The organism is Bradyrhizobium sp. CSA112, from assembly GCF_029051645.1.
Classification (GTDB): Bacteria; Pseudomonadota; Alphaproteobacteria; order Rhizobiales; family Xanthobacteraceae; genus Bradyrhizobium.
In genome coordinates, this window is sequence record NZ_JAACFS010000050.1 from 16,725 (window position 1) to 41,670 (window position 24,946).

Annotated in this window: 19 protein-coding genes and 3 pseudogenes; 13 read left to right on the forward strand and 9 right to left on the reverse strand. The window is 60.2% G+C overall.

Annotation, left to right across the window (positions count from 1 at the left end; all coding sequences use genetic code 11):
* Nucleotides 1-190: 190 nt before the first annotated feature.
* The 7 genes and pseudogenes from GWE18_RS38775 to GWE18_RS38805 form a co-directional block, all read right to left on the reverse strand.
* Entirely contained in the window at nucleotides 191-1,471 is a 1,281-nt protein-coding gene (locus GWE18_RS38775) for a TIGR02679 family protein (RefSeq protein WP_057900828.1), read from the reverse strand.
* Nucleotides 1,468-5,646 (reverse strand): TIGR02680 family protein, encoded by a 4,179-nt coding sequence (locus GWE18_RS38780; protein ID WP_275190815.1) that lies wholly within the window; start codon nucleotides 5,644-5,646, stop codon nucleotides 1,468-1,470. The genes GWE18_RS38775 and GWE18_RS38780 overlap by 4 nt, the downstream gene beginning before the upstream one ends.
* Nucleotides 5,643-6,947 (reverse strand): TIGR02678 family protein, encoded by a 1,305-nt coding sequence (locus GWE18_RS38785; protein WP_214494002.1) that lies wholly within the window; start codon nucleotides 6,945-6,947, stop codon nucleotides 5,643-5,645. Before GWE18_RS38785 ends, GWE18_RS38780 begins: the two co-directional genes overlap by 4 nt.
* Nucleotides 6,948-6,955: 8 nt before the next feature.
* Complete coding sequence (locus tag GWE18_RS38790; protein ID WP_057854519.1) at nucleotides 6,956-8,464, reverse strand: TIGR02677 family protein; 1,509 nt, start codon at nucleotides 8,462-8,464, stop codon at nucleotides 6,956-6,958.
* 408 nt (nucleotides 8,465-8,872) lie between these two features.
* Nucleotides 8,873-9,289, reverse strand: a complete 417-nt coding sequence (locus tag GWE18_RS38795; protein ID WP_275190816.1) for a hypothetical protein — start codon at nucleotides 9,287-9,289, stop codon at nucleotides 8,873-8,875.
* A gap of 185 nt (nucleotides 9,290-9,474) precedes the next feature.
* Nucleotides 9,475-10,721 (reverse strand): annotated as a pseudogene (locus tag GWE18_RS38800) (type II toxin-antitoxin system HipA family toxin).
* Complete coding sequence (locus GWE18_RS38805; RefSeq protein ID WP_275190817.1) at nucleotides 10,714-11,046, reverse strand: helix-turn-helix transcriptional regulator; 333 nt, start codon at nucleotides 11,044-11,046, stop codon at nucleotides 10,714-10,716. The pseudogene GWE18_RS38800 and the gene GWE18_RS38805 overlap by 8 nt, the downstream one beginning before the upstream one ends.
* 139 nt (nucleotides 11,047-11,185) lie before the next feature.
* Here GWE18_RS38805 and GWE18_RS38810 point away from each other — a divergent pair, with 139 nt between their 5' ends.
* The 6 genes from GWE18_RS38810 to GWE18_RS38835 all read left to right on the forward strand — a co-directional run bounded on the left by GWE18_RS38810 (nucleotide 11,186) and on the right by GWE18_RS38835 (nucleotide 17,765).
* On the forward strand, nucleotides 11,186-11,491 hold the full coding sequence (locus GWE18_RS38810) for a hypothetical protein (RefSeq protein WP_275190818.1): 306 nt from the start codon (nucleotides 11,186-11,188) through the stop codon (nucleotides 11,489-11,491).
* Entirely contained in the window at nucleotides 11,488-11,853 is a 366-nt protein-coding gene (locus GWE18_RS38815) for a helix-turn-helix transcriptional regulator (RefSeq protein ID WP_275190819.1), read from the forward strand. The genes GWE18_RS38810 and GWE18_RS38815 overlap by 4 nt, the downstream gene beginning before the upstream one ends.
* A gap of 1,119 nt (nucleotides 11,854-12,972) precedes the next feature.
* Nucleotides 12,973-14,061 (forward strand): hypothetical protein, encoded by a 1,089-nt coding sequence (locus GWE18_RS38820; protein WP_213290430.1) that lies wholly within the window; start codon nucleotides 12,973-12,975, stop codon nucleotides 14,059-14,061.
* Between the two features lie 78 nt (nucleotides 14,062-14,139).
* A complete protein-coding gene (locus tag GWE18_RS38825; RefSeq protein ID WP_275190820.1) occupies nucleotides 14,140-16,266 on the forward strand; it encodes a DNA/RNA non-specific endonuclease in 2,127 nt (708 codons plus the stop codon).
* A gap of 716 nt (nucleotides 16,267-16,982) precedes the next feature.
* On the forward strand, nucleotides 16,983-17,483 hold the full coding sequence (locus tag GWE18_RS38830) for a hypothetical protein (protein WP_275190821.1): 501 nt from the start codon (nucleotides 16,983-16,985) through the stop codon (nucleotides 17,481-17,483).
* Nucleotides 17,484-17,537: 54 nt separating this feature from the next.
* Nucleotides 17,538-17,765 carry a hypothetical protein gene (locus GWE18_RS38835; RefSeq protein WP_275190822.1) on the forward strand — a complete coding sequence of 76 codons (228 nt, stop codon included), beginning with the start codon at nucleotides 17,538-17,540 and terminating at the stop codon, nucleotides 17,763-17,765.
* Nucleotides 17,766-17,856: 91 nt separating this feature from the next.
* Here GWE18_RS38835 and GWE18_RS38840 read toward each other — a convergent pair whose 3' ends face one another.
* Nucleotides 17,857-18,039: a hypothetical protein gene (locus GWE18_RS38840; protein WP_275190823.1), complete on the reverse strand. Its 183-nt coding sequence runs from the start codon at nucleotides 18,037-18,039 to the stop codon at nucleotides 17,857-17,859.
* A 387-nt stretch (nucleotides 18,040-18,426) separates the two neighbouring features.
* Here GWE18_RS38840 and GWE18_RS38845 point away from each other — a divergent pair.
* Nucleotides 18,427-18,756: pseudogene (locus GWE18_RS38845) on the forward strand (transposase); the annotation flags it as partial.
* 8 nt (nucleotides 18,757-18,764) lie between these two features.
* Here GWE18_RS38845 and GWE18_RS38850 read toward each other — a convergent pair.
* A pseudogene (locus GWE18_RS38850) lies at nucleotides 18,765-19,077 on the reverse strand (hypothetical protein); the annotation flags it as partial.
* A 413-nt stretch (nucleotides 19,078-19,490) separates the two neighbouring features.
* Here GWE18_RS38850 and GWE18_RS38855 point away from each other — a divergent pair.
* The 6 genes from GWE18_RS38855 to GWE18_RS38880 all read left to right on the forward strand — a co-directional run.
* Complete coding sequence (locus GWE18_RS38855; RefSeq protein WP_275190825.1) at nucleotides 19,491-19,718, forward strand: hypothetical protein; 228 nt, start codon at nucleotides 19,491-19,493, stop codon at nucleotides 19,716-19,718.
* Between the two features lie 36 nt (nucleotides 19,719-19,754).
* Nucleotides 19,755-20,180 (forward strand): AAA family ATPase, encoded by a 426-nt coding sequence (locus tag GWE18_RS38860; protein WP_275190826.1) that lies wholly within the window; start codon nucleotides 19,755-19,757, stop codon nucleotides 20,178-20,180.
* Between the two features lie 143 nt (nucleotides 20,181-20,323).
* Nucleotides 20,324-20,656 (forward strand): hypothetical protein, encoded by a 333-nt coding sequence (locus GWE18_RS38865; protein ID WP_275190827.1) that lies wholly within the window; start codon nucleotides 20,324-20,326, stop codon nucleotides 20,654-20,656.
* A gap of 258 nt (nucleotides 20,657-20,914) precedes the next feature.
* On the forward strand, nucleotides 20,915-21,463 hold the full coding sequence (locus GWE18_RS38870; RefSeq protein ID WP_108521629.1) for a VOC family protein: 549 nt from the start codon (nucleotides 20,915-20,917) through the stop codon (nucleotides 21,461-21,463).
* Between the two features lie 89 nt (nucleotides 21,464-21,552).
* Nucleotides 21,553-22,845, forward strand: a complete 1,293-nt coding sequence (locus GWE18_RS38875; RefSeq protein WP_275190828.1) for a PLP-dependent aminotransferase family protein — start codon at nucleotides 21,553-21,555, stop codon at nucleotides 22,843-22,845.
* A 245-nt stretch (nucleotides 22,846-23,090) separates the two neighbouring features.
* The coding region (locus tag GWE18_RS38880; RefSeq protein WP_275190829.1) for a formyltransferase family protein at nucleotides 23,091-24,946 on the forward strand (1,856 nt) is incomplete at its 3' end.

The window sequence follows — 24,946 nt, forward strand, 5'->3', positions numbered from 1 at the left end:
CGTAAGATCGACGGGGTTGCGCGCGACGAAATGACTAAATTGTGATCGGAGGCCCACTGGGAGCGCCGCCATCCAAGGTTTTGCTGCGCCGACTTTGCCCACTCCACAGCTGGACTACGATTTGGGGGCGGTTAGAGTCTCTTCGGGCGCCAAATTGCCACCATTCAGAATAAGTCCGCGAACCCAATCATTATGTGGCCCTGAGATCCTCCAACAATGAAGCGGCTAACGCTTCTTCAGCAATGGAGAGCCGATGTTGCTGCATGGCCGTCATTAACCTTTCGTCCCATAACGCGGGCGCAGCCTTTCCCGTGAGAGCCTGTCCAAGACATGAGGTCTGTTCGACGGCGGACTCGTAGTCGCTCGCCCCAAAACGCCAGGGTTGGGCGCCGTGCTCGCGCATGACGTGGTTGCCGATCCGCACTCCCGGCCAATCGAAATCGCCATGATAGAAAAGCTGCGCCCGCGCTTTAGCCAGCTGCGACAGCAGGCATCGCTGTGCTGCGGCGGGCATGCCGTCAGTGCAGACTAGCGGCGCGCAATCGGAGCCCCAGTGATCCGCGGCGATTGCGACCAGGTTGGGATTCTCACAGACATAGACCTTGCGATCCGCCACGTCCCACGACGGTGGAGACCGCAACAGCGACCGCAGCGAAGCGTAAACAGGCTCTCCCTGCGACTGACTGTAATTTCCTGCATCGCGCATGGGCAGGTTCAGGAACAGCACCGGGCGAGCCAATTCATTGACCAGCACGCCGGCCTTGGCCCACACGTCGCGGTCGCGCTCCGCACCACCGCCCGGCTCCAGCTCGCCGTCTCCCGTTGGCTCGCTATCGACGTCATCATTGTTGTAATCGGTTCGAGCGATTACCTGACGCCAGACCGTCAGTGCCAGGGTTGCCGTGGGCTGTCCGATGTCGAGCGCGTGGGCGTCGCCCAGCACGTCGGCGGCCAATTGCGAACGTGTGATGCCGCTCGCGGGCAGGCGTTGCAATACCGCTTCGACACGGCGACAGAGTTGGAGCGCCGCCGGTGGGCTCTGTCGTGCAAGGCGCTTGAGAAGCCCGATGCCGGCCGGAGCCTGCAGCAGTCCGATCAGTTCGCGGTGAGTGCAGCCGCCCAGCACATCCGACCACATTGTTTGCAGCGCAAGGCGCGTCGTGGCGAGATTCGAAATCGGGCCATCGAGTTTTTCAAGTGCGTCCCGCAGCGAAGCGGCGATGCCGGCATTCTGGAAAGCGGTGTCGACGAGGCGAACGTCGACTTGTAAGGAATTGGTGTAACGGAGCGGACGACCAAGCAGCGAAGCCAATGCAGCATGCTCCTCCGCGGTGAGCTTGCCGATGCGAAAGTTTTCAACCGTGGAGCCGAGCGATGCCCGTTCGAAACGCTGACGCAGGCGCTTGCGAAGCAAGGCGTAACGATCGCCGCCAAGTAGGCGTTGCAGGCGTGGGTCGGTCGAGGAAATCATGTCGGCGCAAATCTGCGATCTGGATCGTCTTGGCGTGTCTTGGCGCGACCGTCCCAGCTCCAACGCGACACGAACACCGCGTCGATGCCTTCACGCCGCTGCAACTGGCAAATGGCGACGCCGGGCAGTTCGGCATAGCAGGCCCATTCACGCTCGCTGGTGATGACGAAGTCGAGATCGAACTCGCGGATCAGCCCCATGCAATGGGCGCGCGCGGTATCATCGATGCCGGCGAACGCTTCATCGAGCAACATCAGGCGCGGCGACAGCGCGTAGCTGCCCTGACTGTAGAAACTGGCGACCGCGGCGAACAGCGGCACGGTGAGGCCGAGCGCGCGCTCTCCGCTGGAGGCCGGACCGGAGAGTTTGCGCCAGTGCCCGTCCTGCCAGCGCTCGACGCGAAAGCGGTGCCAACGGCGATAGTCCAGCGCGCGGGCGAGTTGCTCGATCAGGCTGCCGCCCACATCCTTTCCGGCGCCCGAATCGGCCCGCTCGCGCTCGGCGGCGATGCGCTGCTGCAACATCGCGCCGACCACTCTCCGGTCGTCAGAGGACCAAAGGTCTGCGCTGGTATTGAGCAGGCGTTTGCGCGCTGCTTCGAGGCCGACCGGAGCGCCTTCTTCTTCCGCCAGGGGCTGCCACAGCAGACGATAGCGTACCCCGGTGGAGGTCGGGCGATGGTGCAATTCTTTGTTGATCGCATCGCGCTGAGTTTCGGCCGCTTGCAGCAGGCGCTGCACTTCGGAAGCGATTTCGGCCTGCAGATGGTTCTCCAGCACAGCGCGCTCGTTCGCCGTCAGCAGTTCACTGCGCTGGGCGATCTCTTCGGCGAGGCGCGCGGCAAGGCGATCCGGCGGTTCTGGTCGGTTCTGGTAGATGACGCGGACGATAAGCCCCCAATCGCTCTGTTCTGCGTGCGCCTGGTGGCCGAGTGCGCTGAGGGCGCGTTGTAGCTCCGTCAGGTCTTCGCCGATCTGCCGTTGCAGGCGTGTCCAGGCGTCGTCGTCGTCCTTGAGTTCGAATAAGGCTTGTTCCGCGCGGCGAGCCAGAGTAAGCGCGGGGTCGATCGTCCACGGGCCGCCCAGGTCAGGCAGGTTGGCTTGCGGTAGCGCAGCCGCGAGCAGGCCGGTGGCTGCGAAGTGTTGGAACTTCGCGATTGCTTCGGCGCGCGCGTTGCTGCGTTGTCCGAACAGAGTGCTCGCAGTCGCCGCCTGTTCGTGCGCGACCGCGCGCGCCTCGCCGGATTTGCTCAGGACGTCGCGCGCGATCGTTAGTGCGGAATTGCTGGCCTTGACGGCGGTGCTGGCATCGGCCAGCCGCCGTTGCAGTTCCTCGACCCTGGCGCCGACGGATCCGCGTAACACCTCGAACCGGACGGCGGCTTCTTCCGCCTCAATGCGGGCAGCCGCAAATTGTTCATCCTGCTTCTTCAGATCGTCGCGGGTTTCGTTCTCGCGGTTGCGTTGCCGCTGCAGCTCGGGAAGCGCCAGACGTACCTCGTGAACAGCCTGGGCGAGGCGGAGTTGGGCATCGTGATAGTGGTTCAACGCCATCTCGACCGCCGGTAGCTCGGCTGATAATGCAGGAAGGCGCAGATCGGTGGCATCGGCGGCGAGTCGTTGCCGCACCGTCTGCAGCGCTTGTGCGGCCTCCAGGTATTGAAGATCAGCCTCGCTCAATTGCTGGCGGGCGGTCTGAGCCTCGCGCGCACTGGCGGCCGCCGCAAGATGGGCGTTGCGCAACTCCTCTTCGGAGGGAGCCAGACGCCATTCATCGGCGGCTCGATCCTGATCGCGCGTGAGTTGCGCGTCCATCGCCTGGACCGCAATGAGCTCATCGGCGATTAGTGTCAGGCGGCCGACTACGTCGGCCAGTCGCTGCTTGCGGGCTGCGGCGCGGGCCGCATGGCCGATATAGACTGCCGCGGGTTTGGCCCAGGCGCCGACCAGCGCGGCGAGCCGAAAGCGACCGTCGGGGGCGACCCAGGCTTCGATGTCCGCGGGATCGTCATCGGTACAGGCGATGCCGGACAGCAGGCGTTCGACGAGTGCGGCCGGTACCGCGATATCGGTGGGCGTGTCAGCGTGCAGCCAACCAGCGAGCGAGAGCGCGTGCGGCTGTCGCTGCAGCACCTGGGTGTCGTGCAACAGCTCTACTCCGTCGCCGGCCTGCAGGTGGCCATCGGGCGAGACCCATGCGTCGAGCAGGCCGGCGGCTTCAAGCGCGGCCTCGAGGCCGGCGCGCTGAGCAGCCGTGACCTCTTCGCGAAAATCCACCAATTGCCAGAGCGGCGCACCCTCGCGCGCCTCTCTGGCATCGGCGCCGCGCGTATGCGGGTTGGGCGGCGTCGCATCGACCCCGGCTTCGAGACGGTTGCGTTCGTCTTCGAGGGTGTTGAGCTCCGTCTCCAGCGTCTGGCGTTGGCCGTCGAGCGCCACGCGACGCTGCGCCAGACGCAGGCTGGCGTGCTGCTGCTCCGTTTGCAGGCAATGTCGCGCCGGATTGTCGCCATCCAGCCCAACAACCCAGTCGGCGAGGGCCGTGAGCGCTGCGCGGCCGTCGTCGGAGCTGACCCGCAGTTGCTTCAGGCTGGCGAAGTAGCGCTCCCAGGCCTGAATCAGGTTGTGGCCCTCGTGATCGACCTCCGTATCGGCTTGCTCGCGTCGTTTTGCCGTGGCCTCTACCGTGCCCTGTCTTTCATCGCGCGTGTTCTGGCGTTGTGTATGCAGGGCTTCGGCCTCCGTCACCTCAGTATGGCGTCGCCGCAACAATGCGATCTGTTCGCGTCGATCAACGATCAAGGTGCGAAGGTCGGCGCATGCATTGTCGAAGGCTTGTGGCGTCAATGCGACCAGATCGGCGGCGGCGAGCGTTGCGAGCGGGCTACCGGCGTGCAGGCCGACGATACCTGCGGCCTCGGCATGCGTCGCGTTGTTCTGACGTAGCTTCGTCATCACACGTTCGGCTTGCGTCATGCGCTGGACGCCGTGCCCGGTCTCCTCAGTGCTGCGCTTTAATCGCCGTCGCACCTCGTCGACCGCCGCGGTGGCGACTTGCAACGCACGCTGCCGAGCCAGAGCGTCCCGCTCGGCGGATTCGAGACGGTTCGCGTCCTGCATGGTCGGGTCGGCACGCAGGATATCAAGCCGAGCCTGCTCGCGCTTGAGCGCAAGTTCCGCGTCGTCGTGAATTATCCGGGCGAGCGCTTCCGCGGTCTCGGCCCTCTCGAGCCGCGCCTGCGCGTCGCCGCGCGCCCGGCTTGCACTGTCGAACTCGGTCTGGGCCTGGCGCAGCGCGCGGGCCTGCCGCCGGCTCTGGGTGCCAGCGTAGATCCGGTAGCGCTGGTCGAAGCGCTCGACGGCTCTTGCCAGCGCCTGGTATTCCTCGAGTTGGCGGCGATCCTCCTCCAACTGGCCCAGAGCCTCGGCGACGTCCCCAAGCAGTTCGGGTGCGAGCGGTGGCAACGCCTCGGTCAGTGCGTCCGAGAGCGCGGTTTCGTCAGGCTTTTTCGACAGTTGCGGCTGACGCAACTGAATCAGCGTATCCATCAAGGCGTCGTAGCGCCTGGTGCCGAGGTGGAACAATCGCTCATCGACCGCGCGCCGGTAGCTGACGGCGGTATCGAACACCTGGCCGCGGCCGTGCAGCGCGTCTCGCAGGCGTTCCCGAGTCAGGACCACGCGCTGATCACTCGTCAGCCAGATATCCTGATTGATGCGCGGAGCGCCAATAGAATCCTCCAACACGAAGAACCAGCTGTCCACCTGGGGACGCGCAGCGACCGCCGCAAGCCCGGCGCCGAGTGTGAGGTAATGCGGCGTGCCGTCATCGGCGAGGCGGCCGAATTCGATCCAGGCGTAGCCGATGCGCCGGTCATAGCTACCCATCAACAGGTTCCAGGACATCTTCTTGCCGCTGTCGCCGTCGGGTTCGATGCGCGAGGACTTGAGCTGTGCATCGAGCAGGAAGGGCAGCGTCAGCGACAGCACCTTGGATTTGCCGGTGCCGTTGTTGCCCCGCAGCAGCAGATGACCGTCGCGGAACCAGAACTCCTCGCTGTCGTAGTGAAACAGCTCCACCAGTCCAAGCCGCAAAGGCTGCCAGCGTTGCCGCGTCGGGATTGGCAGCGCGGGTCTCTCGGAGAGAGCAGCAAATGAAGCCGGCCGGTCGTTCATGTCGGACCGACCAGGGCATCGGCAGCCGCGGTCTGTACGCCGCGTGTTTCACGAAAGTTGCGGACCTCGGCCTCACCGAGCGCAAACCGGGCGAGCGCCGGGCGCGGATAGACCGTCTCGGCATCTCGCACAATCAGTTGAAGCTTTTCCAGCCGATCAAGGGCGATCTCCGCAAGCTCGCGTTCGGCGCCGGGTTCACGCGCAGATTTGCGCCAATATTTGCCATAGCGGGGCTTGCTCTCGCGCAGGTAATCGACGACGTCTTGTTCCCTGATCATACCAGAGAATGGTTGGGTCGCGCCGGCGGCATCCGTCTGCCGCTGCCTGTAAACGGTGGCCAGGAACTCCGCGACCAACAGCGTGACATGGGCGTCGGTGCCTTCTGCGGGCATCGCCACATCTGTCAGCGAGCCAGCCTCGTCGACCAGCGCCAGACCTTCGGCGCGTTGCTCCGCGACCAGCCCGGTTGCGTCAGACAGGCGGGCCGCCATGGCGCCACGCTGGTTGACAAAATAGGCCCGAGACTCGGCGTCCAGTGTGTCGGTATAGACTACCGGATCGTCGAGCAGCCGGCGTGCCAGTTGGCGGCGCAGAACGGTGCGTCGGCCCTCATCGCTGTCAGCCACATGCTCGTCGGCCAAGGCATGCAGTCGCTGGTCGAGTGTGACCGGCGCGTCTTCCGGCCGGAAAGTCGACGGCCCGCGCACGGCGGCCAGCATGCCGGCGAGCGCGCGGCGCTGCACGTCGTAGAGGGCATCTGCCTGATCGCCCCCGGTATGGACAAAGGCGTCTTCGTCCCCGGCGACACGCTGCAGCACGCCCAAGTCGAGCAAGGTGCGGCATACCGCCACCAGTTCACGCCGCTCGTGGGGAGCGCCGAGCGTGAAGATGAAGCCGGAAGCCACCAGCGTCGGCTCGGCGGCGAATTGCAGCAGCCGCTCACCCAGCAGTCGCAACGTGATCTGCGGGTCAGCGCGTTCGAGCACCGCGCAAGCCAGGCACAACAGCACGTAACGGCGGCGATCATAAAACGGCAAACCGCGCATCGTGCTGGCGAGGTCGGCCGGTCGCTTATAAAGTCGAGCACCCTCTTGTTCGACGTGCAGCGCCCAGCCGGTTTCTCGCCCAAACCAGTCGCGCAGTGCGTCGGCCTGACGCCGGATCGCCGGAAAATCGTCGTGGTCCGGACTCATCAGCGGCGTCATCAGCAAGGCGCGCACGGCACTGCGAAATTCCTCGTTCTGGAACCGACGCTGTTGCTGGCCGATGCTGCGGCTGTCTCTACCAACGCTGGCGGCCATCGGCTGTCTCATGTCGGCGTGATCGTGATTAAATGGTCGCGCCCGGCAAATACGCCGCGCGGCGTATTGATCACCGCGCGGCTATCGACTGCGAGTGGCGTGAGGTTGATATGCAATAATCCGTCGCCGGTTCGCCGTTCCGCGCTGGTGTTCGGACCGGCCTGTTCGGTCAGCACCTCACCGAGCAATCCCAGGAACAGACCGAAGGCATGAATGTCCAGCTCGGCGAGATCTGAAAGGCGTGTGGGCTGACCGGTGGCGAGGTGCTTGCGCGCCGCCTCGACCTGCAGCGACTCCTCGGCGAGTTCGCGCGCCAGATGTGCGCGGGCCTCACCGCGATCACGCACCCGGGGCATCACGCCGCGCGGCGCGGCCTCACCGTATTCGCGTAGCCGCGGGTGAATCGTCAGTGGTGGCGCGTCGGCCCAGCGTGTCGAGGCCGGCAGATCGGCGTCGGCGTTGGGATTCAGCGAGAAATGTCGTGCCGGGTTGAGCGCGAAGGCTGCGCGCGCCAACCGGTGCGCCTCGCCATCGTTGCTGCAGGCAGAAAACCAGCAGGCGAGCATGCGGAAATCCGCGGAACGGTCGCTGCGCCCGCTGCGGCGCTCGTTGAGCGCGGCGATCGCTCCTAGCAATTGCGGAATTGCCGACCGTGCCCTCGCCCGCAACAGTTCGGCTTGTGAGGGTTCGTGGCCGGTACGGAAGAACCAGCCGCGCAGACCTCTCCAGCGTTCGCGCCAGGCATTCAAGTGAAGGGTCCGCGCGTCGGCCCGATCCTCCGCATCGCCGGGGGCTGCATCGCGTGCATCGCGCGTGGCGACCTGCTGTAGCAATGCGTCAATGCTCGGTTCCAGAGCGAGGATATGTCTGGCGATGGTGTCGGAGCGGCGCACCAGATCGCCCATGAACCGCTCCAAATAGTCGATTAGCTGGCGCTTGTAATTCGCTACCGCAATCGCCTCGGCCTGTTGCAACTCAATGCTGCGTGCGACGCCGGCCATGAAAGCCTGCGCATTTTCAGCAAGGCCCTCGAAAACGCGCACCAAATCCCGCAGTGTTTCGTGGATCTTCGCGACGTCGGCTTCCGCCTCGTCCGCCAGCGTTTGAAGCGCCTGCAACCGGTTTGCGATGTCTTCAAGCGCCACCGTTTGCAGTTCGGCGCGCCGTTGCAGTGTTTGCACGAAAAGCGCCAGCGCCGCTTCGACAGCCTCCCCGCCCTGCGAGAGACGATACAGGAAGCGTGCACGGTAGAAATCGCTGAGGCTGGAAACCCGCGCCGTGTCAGGATGCGATTCAAGATTGCCCCAGGCGGCAAGCTGGGCGAGCGCGGTGTTGACGTCCTCAATTCGCGGTGGTGCATCTAACCATCGGGCTTCGCTCAGTACTTCGTCAGGTCTTAATTGCAGACGGTATTGCCGTTTGGCTGCTGCAAAGACGTCCATGATGCGGCGGTAAAATTCAGATTTCTCGGCACTCACATGCCTGAAAAGCTCGGCTGAATCGCTGACGGCTCGCATCGGGCTTCTTCCCAAAGGTCTTCCACTGGAGTTGCCGGTTCGCGCGAACACGATAGTGCATTTGTCTGTTCGCTGCAGCCAAATTGGGTTCTATCCACGGTTCGTGGATCGGGCGCGGGCTAGCTTCCCTGCATGCGGCTGAATCGCGCTTACTGTTGGGGTAGATGGTCAGCCTTTCATCTGAGGTGATCCGTAAATTATATAGTAATTTCAATTACATATGAATTCGTAGTTTTAGTCTGAGTGGCGTGCCATTCTTCAATGACCGAGCGAACGCCTCTCCGGATTTGTCTCTTTTTCGTCTCCGCATTGCGGAGCTCCATGCTTCAGCCCACCTGTTAGTCCTATCCTCTTTCGAGGGACGGTTGCCGATGAGCCAGGAATCCAAGACGGCTGGCGCGCAATACGCTAGTTACCTGCGACTGCTGCCGCAAAGCGTCGTTGAAGCCAACAATCGGCGCGCGCAGGCACACGCGCAGAGCGGCCGACGCCTTCGCTAAATTGTTCGCAGAGGGCACGTGCCCGGTCTGCAAGAACGCAATCACCTGGTATACGAAAGACGCGCCCTGGCTGCTGAGGCCGGAAGGGTTTGAGAAGGACGATTTCCCGAGAATAGCGGAGCGCTACGCGGCCGAGCGCATCAGCTATTTGGATGCGGCTCATTTCGCCCCAAATTCTGAACATCGCTTTCAAGGTTGAATTCATGTCGTACTTGCGGGCGACTTGGACGCAATTCATCAGATCAAGTTCAAGCTCGCCGTAATCAAGCAAAAGGCGACCTATGACGGCCATCTCGTTTGGAAATGTGCTGTGGATCGGAAACATTATCGTCTGCGCCCCTTAAGACCAGCTGATAGCTAGCCTAACGATTCATGGAATGGCCATGACCGTAGCCGTCTAGCGCCGCTGAAAGCGAATGTCCAAGTTCCAATGATCTCGGAGTGGTGTTTTTTCGGTCGCGCTACGTCTTTGGCAGATCATCACCAGCAATGCTCCGGCGTAGGTTCTCGTCATAGCGCCAAGGCTCGTTTGAGATCGTCGTGTTCGAAGGCGCTGGCCATGCGGTTGATCTCAGCCGATCTGGCGCCGACTGCTTTGGCGCTATCACGCCAGGTCGTCGTCACCGCCGCGACTTCTTTAATAGTTGCGCGGGCTTGCACGAGCGTGAGGCCGAAAAACTCCGAAGCGGCTTCCAGCAAGTCGAGTGAACAGGTGCCTTCGTCGAGGTCGATATTTGTTGTTAGCACGCGTGCTTTGAGATCCGTCGGCACCGGGTTGAGGTCGTAGGCGGGAGAGAGCGTCCAGCCCGCCTTACCGAGCCAGAGGAAGCCGTGGTTGCGCAGGTGATCGTCGACATTGGAGATGAGCATGTTGAAGACGACGCGCCGATAGAGTGCATGGGCGTCGGTCTTTCCTTGCGCGCCATGTTGCGCAAGGGCGTCGACTATCTCCGGATAGCTGCCCCGCTCGCCGTCTTTGGCGCCCATCATCGCCATGGCCGACAAGAATGGGATGCGGGTCGCGCCGGTGCGGTCGAAGCGACGCGACAGCATGACCGGTTTGCCGGCCACTTCGATTAATTCATGGTGCGGAGTAGCGATGCCGGCCTGACCAGCCAGCCGCAGCGCGATCTCCTCCCAGGTCTCCATGCTATAGTCGTCGGTCTCCTTCGGGAATTTGGCGATGGAGAGGTTGCCATGCTGATCAACGACGGATGCTTTCGGCCGTGCTCCGCCGAGAGAGGAGCCGGGTGCGAAGATAAGCTGGCGATCCTCGTCCGTTTCCTCGTCCCGGAGAATCCGCTCGGTAATCTGCAGGAGCCGTCCGAGTTCGATCAGGGCAGGGACGGCGGCGCGGATCGGCGCCTGGAAAGTCTCTTGCCCTGCCCAGCGGAATAGTAGCGCGCCGAGACGGGTTTCATCGGCGACGCCAAGCAGGTAATCGCTCTCCGCCAGGGTGCGAACTGCGCGGCCCTCGCGTTCAGCTAGGCGGCGTTCGGAGCGTTGCATCAGACGTCGGCCCAAGTGTCGGGTGCGGAGTCGCCGATGGAGCCGAAGATGGCTTGGCCGGGTGGTGGCGCGAAGCCGCCGCGCGTCAGCTTGAGGGCCGGCTCGATAGAGAAGCGATCAGGATCTTCGAGCCACTCGGGCGCATACTCGAAGACGACTGTTTCGTTACCTCGAACGCGGTTGCTTCTGGCCAAACCGACGCGCCGCGTGCGGCCGTCCAGCTCGATGTGGACTTCGAAATCAGCCATTGTCGGCTCGGGCGGTTCGCTTGAGGTGGATATGTTTGGGTAGCTCTGCGCTGGCCAGCGCCTGTCCGACTGGGTCGTTGCTGATGTCGGCGACCTGGCTCAGACGCTCGAGCAGGCCGAGCGCCTGGAGGACGCCGGCATAAATCCCGACGCTTACATTGGTGTCCCCGGCTTCAACTTTCTGGAGCGTTGAGCGGGAAGTGAATGCGCGCTCGGCCACGACCGCCATCGGCAGCCGTCGTCGCCGGCGGGCATCGTGAATGTCCGTGCCGAGCTTGCGCAGGGCCCGCCGCACAGCGGCAGGAGGATTATGTGGAGTAGGCATTTGTCACCTTCGTACTACAGATTGGCAAAATATGTAGCACGAAGATTACATTTTTACTAGTCGGCTGGAAGGATCGACAGCCCTTGAAAATCCACGAATGTAAGATTGTCTTACCATATGTCGGATCAAGGAGGCTTCCATGGACCCTGCTACCCTTAAGGAAAAGCTAATCGCTGTTCTCAGCCAGATTCAAGCTGACAGCGGCTTGGAGTGCCCAGCGCTGAGTGGCGCGATCAAACCGGTTGAGACCTTGCCCAAGTTCGACAGCAAGGTCTGGCCCGTCGCGACCACGATCCTCGCCATAGAGATCGGCGCGACGATCCCGAACGACGTCAATATCTTCGTCGACGAGACCACCAAGCTTCCGCGCTCCATCGACGAGACGGCGATCTTCGTCTGTGACCTGCTCAAGAAGCAAAGCGAGAAGGAAGCGGCCGCGGCATGACCGAGCTCGATCCCGCGAAGCGGGCCCAGATCGCTGATCGACTGAAAGAGGCGCGCAAGCTGCCCGGCTTGTCACAAGGCCATGTCGCCAAGATAATCGGCCTGCACCGTCCTTCCATCACCGAGATCGAAGCAGGCAACCGCCGTGTCTCAGCCGACGAACTCGTCCGACTTGCAGAGATCTATGACGTCAGCGTCGCCTGGCTGCTCGGCGAAGCGCCCGAGACGCTCGACGCTCAAGATCCGCGGCTTGAGCTTGCCGCACGCGAACTCTCCAAACTCAAGCCAGATGATCTGGAACGTTTGCTTAGGCTGTTAGCGGCGATGCGCAACGATTCCACCGCGAGCGGGGACGATCGCTGATGAGTGTGTTCGTCTCCACCACCGTCGTATCTTCCTCCCGCCCCGTGGCGCCGCCGCATCGGGGCCCAGCAGGTCGTGATTGAGCTCGCAGATCGCTTCGATCGCTTCTTTCAGCTTCTGATAGTTGTCCAGCCAACGGCGCACTTCAGCAACGCGTTCACGGCGCACGCTGAACTGGCGAACGCGTCCGCCGCCATAGCTCACCGTCAGCACGTACACTTGGTGCCCTTCGCCGCGCGCACATTTCGGGCAGCCGCTCTTGTGACGAACCGTGCGCTCCAGCAGCGAACCACGCAGCAGTTCGCCGGTGACCGGCAGCTTGCCGACAAGCCTCTCGCGGGTTTGAAGAGCTCGATCTCGAATCATTCATAAGAATGAATCAATCTCACCCACACAAGTCAACGCTGATTCCGTCCGATCTTGCAGTTTTCGCCCCACCAAGCGATTCTGGCTGCCTCAAAAGGCCGCCGAATTTTGCGCCGGAAAGTAGCTAGCGCGGCCAAAGCGGAGGACCGTCCGCTGATTGACGTCGTGCGCAGCATGGAGGATGCAAAAGTGACCACGCTGGCCGAGCTCGGGCCGAGCGTGGTACAGCAGGTAGTGCGACAAGGGCGAGGGCAGCGCGTCGTCTCGGATGAGTCCTCAGAATAGCGCCTCCGAGGCCATCGATGAACGACGCAGGCCCTATCTCCGACCTGGGAGGCACCGGTCCGGAGCTACCGATAGATTTCGGTTTTGGACTATCAAGGAGTAAGAACTTTGCTTAACCTGCTTGGGTTGAACAATTTATAGTGGTAACGGGTCGGGGGACACCGTAATGATTTTTAGAGGTGCCGATGCGCGCAAGCGGATTGCGGCGGACTCCGTTGACGCCGTCAAGCGGGGACACGGCGTATCCTGTACCGTTGGTCCACGTCACCGCTCAGGAGGCAAGATAGATCGATCCCGTCGCCGCGCATTCTGACAGCGATGTTGTGCACTGGCTGAGTATGCAGTCGCCAAGCGCAGATTGGTCCGGTAGACGCTGAACCAGCGTTAAAGTATCTGTAGCGAAAACTTGTAATCTTCTCGTCATAGTTGTATCTTTAAAATGCGATTTTGGATTCGAGGGGCTCGTCCATGAAGATGATCGCGCTTGTTGCTTTGTGGATTCTTGGCTTGTCGGCTTCCTCCCTCGCGCAAGACATCAATTGCGGTGCAAAAGGGCCTGATCCGAAGCCGAGTGAGATCAAGCTCATTTCGTGGAATATCGCCGAATTAGCGACGGCAGTGAGGGTCTATGATCGTCTCCTCCGCTCGGAAGATGAATTCAAGGACTTGCGGCTCTATCGTGAATGCAGCGACGGCCACGTCTACGCCATGCAGGAGATCGCGAGCCTTCGCGCGCTCGCGCGCGTTTTCCCACCATCCCAGTACATTCTCTGCATTTCCGGGCAGACCGTTGCGGACCAGCGTGGCCTGGCGCCCGATTATCCTTTCAACCAGCTTTCGGATATCAAGCCGCAGTGCGTAACCGACCCGACCTCAGCCGTGAGTACTCTGCCGGGCGAACTCACCAATCCTGCCAGGCAGTATGTTGCTTTAGCAATCAAGCGATCTTCTGGCGTTTCACTCGGAGATACGAGGGACGTCGTGGATCTTGGGCCAAAAGACCCGGCAACTGACCACCAGACCCGGTGGGGGCTCGACATTACCTTGAACAAAAATGGCGCTCTTTTGCGGCTACTCGTCGTGCACATGAAGTCTCGCTGCAACGAAGATCCCATCGAAGAACCTTCAGATAACGACCACTGTCCAGCGCTCTTTCGTCAGCTGCAACCGCTTAAATCCTGGATCAGGGCAGCGCATCAGGGCGGTGGGCCGGTTATCGTTGCCGGAGACTTCAATCGCAGGTTCGACCGCGAAAGCCCTGAGATAAAGACGACTGATATGTGGGATGTGATGTCTGGCGCGTCCACGTCGAGCCCTGACGATGACGTGAAACTTACCCATATCCCTAAGAACAAGGAGTTCAAGTGCTGGCCTACCGAGCCCGCCAGCCAACGCTTTTCGATAGATTTCTTTGTCTTGAATGAGAAGGCCGCTGCCCTTGCGGACGCGGGATCATACTGGAAATGGCGATACGGCAAAGACATTGAAGAGGAAACGCCGCGTTCCCGTTGGCCCAGTGATCATTGCCAGATTCAACTGAACCTTAAGTTTCCATGATTGACGCGAAGTGCCGTTTGAAGCCGAGCCACGGGCCGGTTTGTGTTGTTTCTAAAGATCTAATTTTACGGGGAACGTATGCAGATTGATACTGAAGTAGTCGCCACGACGACCGCGCGAGTCGACTCGAAGCGCGGTGAACTCAAGGCACCTGCGGCAAAGCCTGATCTTCCGAAGGATCGGGCGGATCGCGTTACTCGGTACATCAATGAAAACCGGACGCCCGATGACGTCGCCGCCCTTGAGCGCGCGATGGGAACGAATGACCTACTGAGCCTACACTACTTCTGGGCAGGCATTCGTGCGGCCCGTTCTGTTGGTTGCATCAAAATACCACCGTCGCCGGGTGATCGCGGAGGGTCTGCTACTGGCTTCATGATCGCCCCCACACTCCTGCTAACGAATTGGCATGTTTTTAAGATGCCGGAAGTAGCAGGCCGCTCGCGTGTCCAGTTCGCATACGAGTCGGACCCCCTTGGAAATGACCGAATCCCCACCTGGTTTTCCTTCGCTCCTGACAAGTTCTTCTTCAGCAACAAGGATCTCGATTATTGCGTCGTGGCGGTCGACCCTCTTTCCAAGCAAGGGACGGAAGAGCTGGCGAGTTTCGGATGGCTTCGCCTGAATCCTCAACTCGGCAAGGCGGACTACGGCCAGTTTCTTTCCATCGTTCAGCATCCCGGAGGCCAGAGCAAGCAGATAGCCATTCGTGAAAATAAACTATTGCCCTTCGATGACACTGAAGACTTTCTCACCTACCAGAGCGATACCTTCCGAGGCTCGTCAGGCTCGCCAGTGTTCAACGATCTTTGGGATGTCGTTGCCCTACACCACTCGGGAAAGCCGCTGAAAGATAGCCAAGGTCGCTACATCGGCCACGACGGCCAGCCCATTACCGACCATAAGCCGCTGGAGCACGAGATCAAATGGATAGCAAACGAAGGCGTCAGGACCAGCCGGCTCGTAGCTGACATCAGGAAACAGGCTGCTCGTCATGATCTCCTGCCGGTGCTTGAGGCGGCTATCCAAGGAACGATCAAGCCAACTGCAGCCGAACTCGAAATCGACGTGGAGCCGTCAGCACGGCCTACTTTCGCTCCGCAGCTCATTCCAGCAAGCCTGCCGAGTGAGGGATTCTCACTCGTCTTGCCACTAAACGTCTCGCTCAAGGTTGAAAGCCTTTCGAATCCTCCTTCTATCCGCTCGTTGATCCCGGAAGTAAAGCCATTGGCTGCTCCGGCCATTGTCGCAAGTGCTGAGCCTGACGAGTTGTTGCTGGAGAAGCTTAACTTCGACACCGACTATAGCGATCGACAAGGCTACGACGAAAACTTCCTCGGCCGCGACCGTATTGCGGAATTCCCGACCATAGAGAGCGAAGACCCGAAGCTGATTGCTCCCTTGCGGGGCCGCGCCGGCAAGGTCCTCCACTACCATCACTATTCGTGCATGATGCATGCACAACGGAGAATGCCGGTCCTTTCGGCCTGCAATACCGATTACAGCAAAGGCCAGAGGAAGATTAAGGGCCGCGAAACCTTTGGAAAGGACGAGTGGATAACCGATAGCCGCATGGACGAAAAGTACCAGCTGCCGAAAGGCTTCTATGATCGGTGGAAGAGACTCGATTTTGGCCATCTCGTGAGGCGAGATGATAACTGTTGGGGTGCGTCAAAGACAGAGATTGAGTACGCGAATTCAGACACGTTTCACCTGACGAACTGCACGCCCCAGCACGAAGCATTTAATCGCGATAAGTTTGGTTTCCACGGCTTGTGGGGGCGGCTCGAAAATCACATTAGCAGGCAAGCATCCTCCGATAGGACGCTGGCACGCCTGTCGATCTTTGCTGGTCCAATTTTCACGGTGCGGGATCTGAAACTTGAAGACGAGGAGGCAGGCAACGTTTATGTGCCGCTATCCTATTGGAAGGTAGTCGTTGCACCGACCAGGAGCGGCAGCATCAGGGCGTTCGGCTTCGTCACATCGCAAAAGCAGGAGCTAGCTGACGATTCACCTTTTGAGGAATTCTCGCCAGAAGGCTTCGAAGACGAGCAAGCGACATTGGCGGAAATCGAAAGACGCACTGTTGTCCGGTTTAGTGCGACGTTGAAAGCGGCCGACGTCATGAATGACCGGCCCGTGCAGGAGGAGGAACTTATGCCCCTCTCCTCATTCGAAGATGTCTGGATGGGGAAGAAATAACTGCGGGAACGGAGGCTCATGCTCGATGGCCGCGGTGCTTGGAATGACAGACGTGTGATCGAGTGGCATGCCCCGTTGCTTGAGCTATCGCAAAGATCAGGGCAGGGAGTTCGCGAACCATGCGTGTACGACGCTGGTCTTTTGGGTGCTGGCAGGACCTTCTGCGAACGAAGCTGGTCAATCTTCGTTCTACTGGTGGGCCGGTGAAAGCGAACCCCGCTGGCCTGCAAGTTTTGGTCTTCTTTGATGGCGCGAAGAAAGGCGCACCGCCACAAGCCGAGATCGCCCGATCATGAATGGGACCTAAAATGTCGAGCTATAGCTAGCGAAGCGCAAGGGCGGAACCGCGAGGGACCGTCTGAAGGAAGCGTGGAGCAAAGTCGCGACCCGACGAACAGAAATCGGATACGAGGCAGCACTGGTCGGACGAGCGGGCAGGCATTCGCGAAGTCCATCTCCATCAATGGCCAGAGTTGTAAATCCGGCGGGTGTGCGATGAAGGCTGTCGGACTTACCCCGAGAGATCTGCATCGTGTTCTTCGGGACTGAGGACGCCGCAAGGTGTTCTGACCACGATGCAGAAGTCAGCAGAGGGCGTATTAGGCCGGCTCGCCGGCTGAAGGCCGAACGGTCCCCGATGAGGGGTTGAAGGAAAGGGCAAGTAGATCGGACGTCTCATGACCGGATCGCGACCGCCATACCAACTTGAGTTGGACTTGCCGATGCCCGCGCGGGGTGAAGCCCAGCGTCGGGACGCGCAAGAGGTCGAAACGATCGTGGCGACGGCCGAACCCAAAAGCCCGGCATCCACAGAACATCTTATGGAGGCGATCTGTGACCCAGACAATATAGAAGCTGCGTTGGATGCGGTGGTGCGCAACGAGGGAGCGCCCGGCATCGATGGTATCACCGTCAAACAACTGCCGGACATTCTCAAAGCGCGCTGGCCGAAGATCGAAGATCAACTACTGCAGGGGCGCTACCAGCCGCAACCGGTGCGTCGGGTGAGAATCCCGAAGCCGGACGGCGGGATCCAGCAGGCGATGCATCAGGTGCTGATGCCGCTGTTCGATCCAGACTTTTCCAAAGCCTCGTACGGCTTCCGTCCGGGGCGCAGCGCGCACGATGCGGTGCTTGCCACGCGAACGCATGTGGTCGGAGGCCGACGCTTCGTCGTCGACCTCGACCTGGAGAAGTTCTTGGACACCGCTTCATAATGCCCTCTGGTTCATGAGGTTTGATCGAAGAGTTCGGATTGCCGGGTTATCACCTTGATCCGGATTCCCTTTTTCCTGCCATTCGTGACGTGCACGACTTCGAGCTCGCCGCGCTTGACACGCTGCAACACGGTTTGGCGCGAGGCCCGGCTGAGCCGCGCTGAAAACTGGCGCCGCACCCGACTGCAACGGCTGCTCACTGATCTTTCCGACGACCCGGACCGGCGCAAGGCGATACGCGCCGCGCGACTGTATCTGGAGGTGACGCCCGGCAAAAACTAAAGCCGCCGCGGCGGGTTGAGAAAACGGCGCGGCGGCTCTGGGCTGGATACGCTGCCCGGCTAGATTGTCGCCGAGATCAGTGAAGTAACCATTAGCTCTTAGGTGGCTTGAGCCAGTCGGGCTTGCCCTTACGCTGCGCGTCGTAGGTCGATGTGGCCTTGGCAATCTCGCCGGCCCGCTTCGCCACAGTTTTGCTGATCTTAAGGTCCGATTTGTTATCCTGTTCCAGCGCAGCCGTCACATCGGTGGGTGGTGGTTGTGTTTCCTTAGTCATGGTGCGATCTCCTTCGCGTCTGTAGCCTAGCGCAGCGCGGCACTGGCCTTGGTGCGTTCGACTAACTCACCCAAGAGCGCTATCCCTGCGAACACGATCTCGTCGAGCGGATGGTTCGTGCAGTAATTTGTGATCCACTGCTGCCGGGCTGGAAACGTCAGGGATATCGATACCGAGCTCGGCGTGCTCCAAGGACCACCCCGAAAGCATGCCCGCAATCCACGCCTCATCGGCGAGTGGTCTGACCTCGTTATTCTTTTGGTGGTCGAGCCATACACCGCAGGACCAACGACACTACCAGTACTCGACGCGTCGCGGATGGTGAGCGAGAGCGCGGCGAGTGCCACGCAAGCCATCGTCAGTTTTCTCATGGTGCACCTCACAAGGCGCGTCGTCCAGGATAACTTATCGACCCATTCGGCCGGCGTGTATCAGACGTTCCGGCACGCCGAAGCCAGGCGGATCTTGCGACGGCTCGAGTTCCACTACACCCCCAAGTACGCAAGCTGGCTCAACATGGTGGAGATCGAGATCGGCGTCCTGCGGGGCCAGTGCCTGGATCGCAGGATCGACGACCCCAAGAGACTGCGCCGCGAAATCGCCGCCTGGGAACGCAAGCGAAATGCCGCCGGCTCACGCATCAAATGGTTGTTCACAACAGGCAAGGCCCGCGCCAAAATGGGCCGCGCCTATCCCGCTACTTCCAAAGAGTCATAATCACTGTGCAGAGCCACTAGATCAACATCGCGGCGCGACGGGCAGCGGCTGCATTCGATCTCAAGCGAACTGTAAGCCCCATTGATCGCCTGATCGACGGTTGGGCTGGGATCGACGGGGCCGCCGTCTGACCACATGCGCTCGTTCCAGCTTTGACAAGCGAGGTTGTCGGCCTCCCGGATCAGCGCCTCGCCGGCCCCGCGCTTCTCCGCCGACCGCTCGGCGAAGATCACGGTCATGGCCCGGGCCTTGCGCAACTCCTTCGCCAGCGCCTTTTCGGTCGCCTCCGGAGATTGGCGGGTAATGGTATTTCGGGGCCATGGCCGGCATCAGAGCGTACCGGACAGTCGCGCGCAATCGCCCAATCGGAGCAACTATGGCTCCAAGGCAAATGCGGCGAGCACAGCTGCGAAGGCCGGAAGGACCGCCCAGCTATTTTCGACACCCCACCGGAACAAGATGCTATGCTAATGCGTTACGCGAGCACTTTCACCGGGAGAGTGCTGCTTTGCTATCTGCGGAATTCTATTTGAAACAGGCTGAGATCGCCTCGCGAATGGCGCTCACGGAACCTGATCCAGAAAAAGTGCGGGCGATACACCATCTGGCTCTTGAGCTTTTCGATAAGGCTGAAAGGGCGAAGTCGGGAGAACCCCCTCCGACACCTTCCAACTCCCGAGAGCAACGACCGCGACCGGAGCGAGCGGCTAGCCCGCTACATATCCGGAGCGTTGATGCCATTGGCCCGCGTGGCCTTCGCATACGACATGACGCCGGACGCGATGGTGTCGCAGATGGCGATCAACGTATCGGGGGAATTCTTGGCTGCCGGCATGCCGTTTTCCTGCTTGAAAGTTGAACCGATATTTCGCCGGCAGCGTCTCGGCACCGAGCGCGCGATCAGCCTTGCGGATCAAACCATCAAGGTAATGGTTGTGAGCCGCGTGTCCGAGTTCAGATAGCTCGCAAGCTGAAACGGTGCAGGAAAGCCATGAAGCTTGGTCGGCGTCGGCTTGAACTCGACTGGAGGCGACGTGCTCCTCCCTGAGTTCGGCAGTGAGGTGGTGGCCAGCTACCCATTTCGGCAGTCGGTGACGCCACGACTGATACCGGTTTTGTTTGGGCTGTCTTTTTCCATGAATTCAGGCTGCCCCGGTTTGCCTCGGTCGAGCAAACCGATCTCTTGCTTCACCGAGAGGATATTCTCCCCGCCCCCTTGCGAGAGAGCCAGCATCGAGCGTGATGCCTATCGCACGATGTTCTCACTCGATGATGAGACCCTCAAAAATGGCGGCGAGAGCATTCTGACCAGCAAGGGTGATCTCGGGCAATTGCTCTTTTGGCGATCGTCGCCATTGACCGTCCGTGTTGTTGTGTTGAGCTGTGTCTGGTTCAAGACGTCGATGTCCCAAGCCCGACAGTAAGACGGCAGCATTCCGCCAGCGCAGCGAGAGGCGCGTTGTTTCTTCAGGAAACGCTCGCAGAACGTCATTGGCACGTCGGTTGCTTGAGATGCGGGGGTGATCCGTTACAACCACGATTGCAGCCCTTGTCTAAGAGAGTTCAGATGAAACTTGCTCGATTGATCCAAATCAGTGCCATGCTGAAGCTGATGCTGATGCTGCTGCGCCCATCACGTGCGTGGCCGTCGCGGGGCCTCTCATCTCCTGATGGCGCTTCGGTCTCCCGGCGAGGACAGGATTGCTCTGCACCCGGAATTGGACGGAACGACGCCAATCAAGAGGTGCTGCGCACCATGTTCGAGGTGATGTGCCGCGAGCCGTTCCAACAGATTGGTCTGGCGGACGTCCGCCTCCAGCTGAAGCGCGGCGATCTGACACCAGCAGCAGCGGAAGCGCAGGCAATGTTTTCGGAGCTGACAGGCGGCGTTCGCTCGTAGATAGGTAATTAGCCGGTGCAGGACGGTTGGGAACTTCGAGAAGCAATGAGGCAACGAGAAGAGCTCAAAGCCAAGCTCTTCCGCGCTCAATCGGATGTGGCCAGGCGTAAGGCTGAGTTGGCGGACCTCGAGCAGAGGATTCTGAAGAACCTTGACGCTAGGACAGGGCTGATCTGCTGGTAGCAGGGTTTGCCTGTCGCTCGCGCGATGAGGTCGCTTTGGCCTGATTGTCGGATTGTGTGATCGAAAGTGGGTGCTATGCAGAAAACGATCGATAGCAAGCTCGGAGTGGGTGCGACTTCCGATGACATCCGGACAACCGCGAGTCCGGTGTCGCAATTTCGCGGGATCGATCATATTGCGATTGCTGTGCTCGATCTTGAGGCCTCAATTCAATTCTTTCGGGACGTGCTAGGTTTTGAGTTGAAGCGCCGTTTTCACATCAAGGGTCGAGCGACGGGCATGCTATCTGCTGAGTTCGAGAGCAGGGGCATCAGGTTTGTTTTGTGTCAGGGTACTGAGCCGGCTTCTCAGGTCTCAGAGCTCGTGCGGCGTCACGGCGTTGGAGTTGCTCATATCGCTCTTGAGGTCGACGACGTGGATGCTGCTGTAGAGACCCTAAAGTCTCGTGGTCTGGGATTTGACACGAATGTGATACGTGGCCCTGGACTGACACAGGCCTTCTCGAGCCGCTCCATTGAGACGGGGCTTAGCTTCGAAATCATTCGCCGAGATGGAGAGAGTGGTTTCCTTGAATCGAACGTCCAGCAGCTTTTTGACCAGCTTGAACAGTCCGGCAAGTATTGAGCGAAGAGGCGTACGCCCTTAGACCTCCAGTCGTGCTCGTGTTCCGACGTAGGCGTGATCTCCATAGCTCCGTCCTCCTCCAAGGCTCCATGATGGATTTCCGGTTGCAAAGTTCGGCAATGAATTTCCTGAACGAGGTCTCGAGTCGGTTTCCCTCAGCTGTCTCGCTTGCGTCTGGTAGGCCGAGTGACCGGTTTTTCGATAGACTCAACCCCCATGCGCTGTTGAATGCATTCGGTGTGTATCAAAGGTATTGGGCTGGCGATCGTGGCCAAGTATGGTCTCAGTTGTTGCAGTATGGTCGAACAGCGGGAATCATCAACGAGCTTGTTGCGCAACAGGTGCGATCCGATGAGGGGCTCCCCGTTAAGGCGGATCGCGTCCTGATCACCTCAGGATGCCAGGAAGCGCTCGCTCTCTGCGTGCCGGCGCTGTGTCCCGAATCTTCGGATGTGCTCCTGGTCTGCAATCCCACCTATATTGGAGCAATTGGTGCAGCTAATGCTGCGAGGGTGCCTATTGCAGCGTTGTCCAATTCAGCGTCTTGCGTTGCAGACGCGATCGAGTCCGCCGTTGTGCAATTGGGCCGAAATGGTCGAAGAGCTCGGGCAACATATCTTATTCCCGATTTTGATAATCCGACAGGACGCGTCCTCGATGTGGTCGCACGACGGGAGATCCTCGAAGTGTGCGCCAAACATCGGATCGTCGTTTTGGAGGACAATCCATATGGGCCATTTCGGTATGAAGGAGATGCGGTGCCTCCGATGGCCGTTTTGGATGAGGTCGGAAGTGTTATCTACCTGTCAACATTCTCCAAGACGCTAAGCCCAGCTCTTCGCGTCGGAGCAGCAATACTGCCCGATACCATCTTTGGAGACGCAGGTGCTTGCCGGACACTTTGGGAAGATCTGGTTCAGCGCAAGAGCTTCGGTACCGTGAATACGAGCCAAATTAGCCAAGCGATTGTGGCGGGGCTCTTGATCGAACAGCGGACAAGCTTACGTGGCTGGATCCGGCCGGCGCTGGATTGGTATCGTGCAAATCGCGACCTTATGTTGTGTCAGCTGGACGATGTGTTTTCGCCTTTGTCGGACCAGGTTCGATGGAATCGTCCTGCCGGCGGCTTCTTTCTGACTCTCGATCTTCCTTTCAGATTTGACGCGAACACCGCGGACGAGTGCGCAACGCATTACAATGTCATTGTTATGCCGATGAGCTTCTTCGCACTGGATAACTCTCAAGACTGCCGGATCCGATTGGCGTTCAGCTCGGTTACTCCCGAGCAAATCTCAACTGCTGTGAGAGGTTTAGGTCATTATGTGGCGCGGCGCGTCGGGCGGGAATTGCCCAGGCTACGCGACGGCTTGGCTGGAGCGTGAAGATGGCCCATCGGTCTCCTCCGGTGCACGCCGGCGCGCGTCTCTCGGTGGCCACACGCTCGGCGCGTCACACACGTGGAGGTTTTGTCATGGACGTGGGGTACGAACATCACGACATATGTGTGTTGGCCTCATCGAGTTGCGAACTCGGCGATTGGGGTGGGCAACGACCTGCAGCCTCACCAATTGGTTCTACCGTCTTTGTTGGTGGTGGTACGCTAGCTATTAGGTGTGCAGAGTTAGCAATGGAGATGGGCTACGTCATCGGCGCGGCCCTGTGTGCCGACGCCATCTTCCGCGATTGGGCCGCTCGCGCCAATGTCTTGTGCCTAGCGAGCGTTGAAGAGCTTGCCACATTGCTCAGTACCGAACCGGTGGAGTGGATATTTTCTGTTGCCAATCCGTTCATATTGCCGGCGGATGTGTTTGGGCGAGTGCGTCGAGGTGCTTTCAATTACCACGACGGTCCCTTACCACGGTATGCGGGAACTCATGCGACGTCTTGGGCGCTGCTGGCCCAAGAGTCCGAATATGCCATCACGTGGCATCGCATAGATGATGGTGTTCATACGGGTGACCTGGTGGTTCAACGCCAAGTCCTGATTGGACCTACCGACACCGCGTTAAGCCTGAACCTCAAATGTTATGAAGCCGCAGTCGAGGGATTCCGCGAGCTTTTAACTGGGTTAACGAACGAAAGGCTTGCCGCCCGTCCGCAGGCGCTAGCGGACAGAAGCTATTTTCCGAGGCGCCGACGCCCAGATGCTGCGGGCTGTCTGCGATGGGATAGATCCGCGCAAGATCTCTCAGCGATGACGCGCGCCTTAGACTTTGGGCCGCATCATTCCAATCCTTTATGTCTGTCCAAGGCTCTTGTGGGCGATGACGTTGTCGCAGTCAGGTGCTTGGAGGCGTCGTCTGGCCGCTCGGGCTTTTCGCCGGGTTCCCTGGTTGAAATCCACCCCAGCCACTGGCGTGTGGCGACGGGAACAGAGGATGTTGATGTTTGGTTTGACAGCCCGGATGGTGAGGCTCTGGATGCGCGGGCACTCGCGAGGCAGTCCGATCTGGATCTAGGGCATCGCCTCCCGATTTTAAGCGATGACGAGGCTCGGGACATAACTGTTGCCCATGAAATGCTGGCGCCTCGGGAGAGTTTTTGGCGGCAGCGGCTTGAGCAGTTCAAAATATTGCAGCTTCCGTTTCTGTCGGCTTCAGAAGCTGCGACTCCACCCATATGGCAGTCGAGTTCGTGGCTCATTCCAAGTGCTTTGGCTAGGCTGTCGCCATTTGATCGCACGGAACACCTAATAACTGCTTGGCTGACCTATCTCGCTCGCGTCACTGGCGAATCACAGCTCCAATTGGGATGGACGCCCGCACAGAATGGATCGCGGGCCCGGTTGAAGGCGGCGGAGGTGATTGTCGCTTCTGTCGTGCCGATGGAAATTACCATTGATCTTGGTCATGATTTTGCAGAGGTGCGCAGGGTGGTGGCCGCCGAATGCGCCGAACTGAGCGAGCACGATAGCTTTGCGCGGGATGTGATCGCGCGCGCTCCGAGCTTGCGGGGTAGGGAGGCGCTACGATCGCGGCGACCCTGGCCGATTGGCGTTACGGTTACGACAAATAGCTCTTCTGCCGCTGGTGATCTGGCTTCGAGCCCGCGTTCTGAGACAACCCTATCCGGCGATTTGCTAACGTTTGAGGTTTGCGCTCTGGATGGGAGCTTCCGATGGCACTTTGATGCTAGTCGCTTGGCGCCCAAGCAGATCGACCGCATGACGCAGCATTTGCAAAATTTGTTGTGTGCTGTGATGGCCGATGCGCGGCAAGCGGTCGCGCGGATTGAGCTGCTGTCGTCCGCTGAGCGTACGTATCTCCTGGAGGAGTTGAACCGGACGGCGGCCCCCTATCCGGCGGAGCAGTGCATCCATCAGCTGTTCGAGGCGCAGGTGCGTCAAGCGCCGGACGCGGTGGCGGTGGTCGATGCGGACGCGCGCTTAAGCTATGGCGAGCTCAATGCACGGGCGAACCGGCTCGCGCATCATCTGATCGGGCTCGGGGTGAGGCCCGGGGATAGTGTTGCGACAATGCTGGA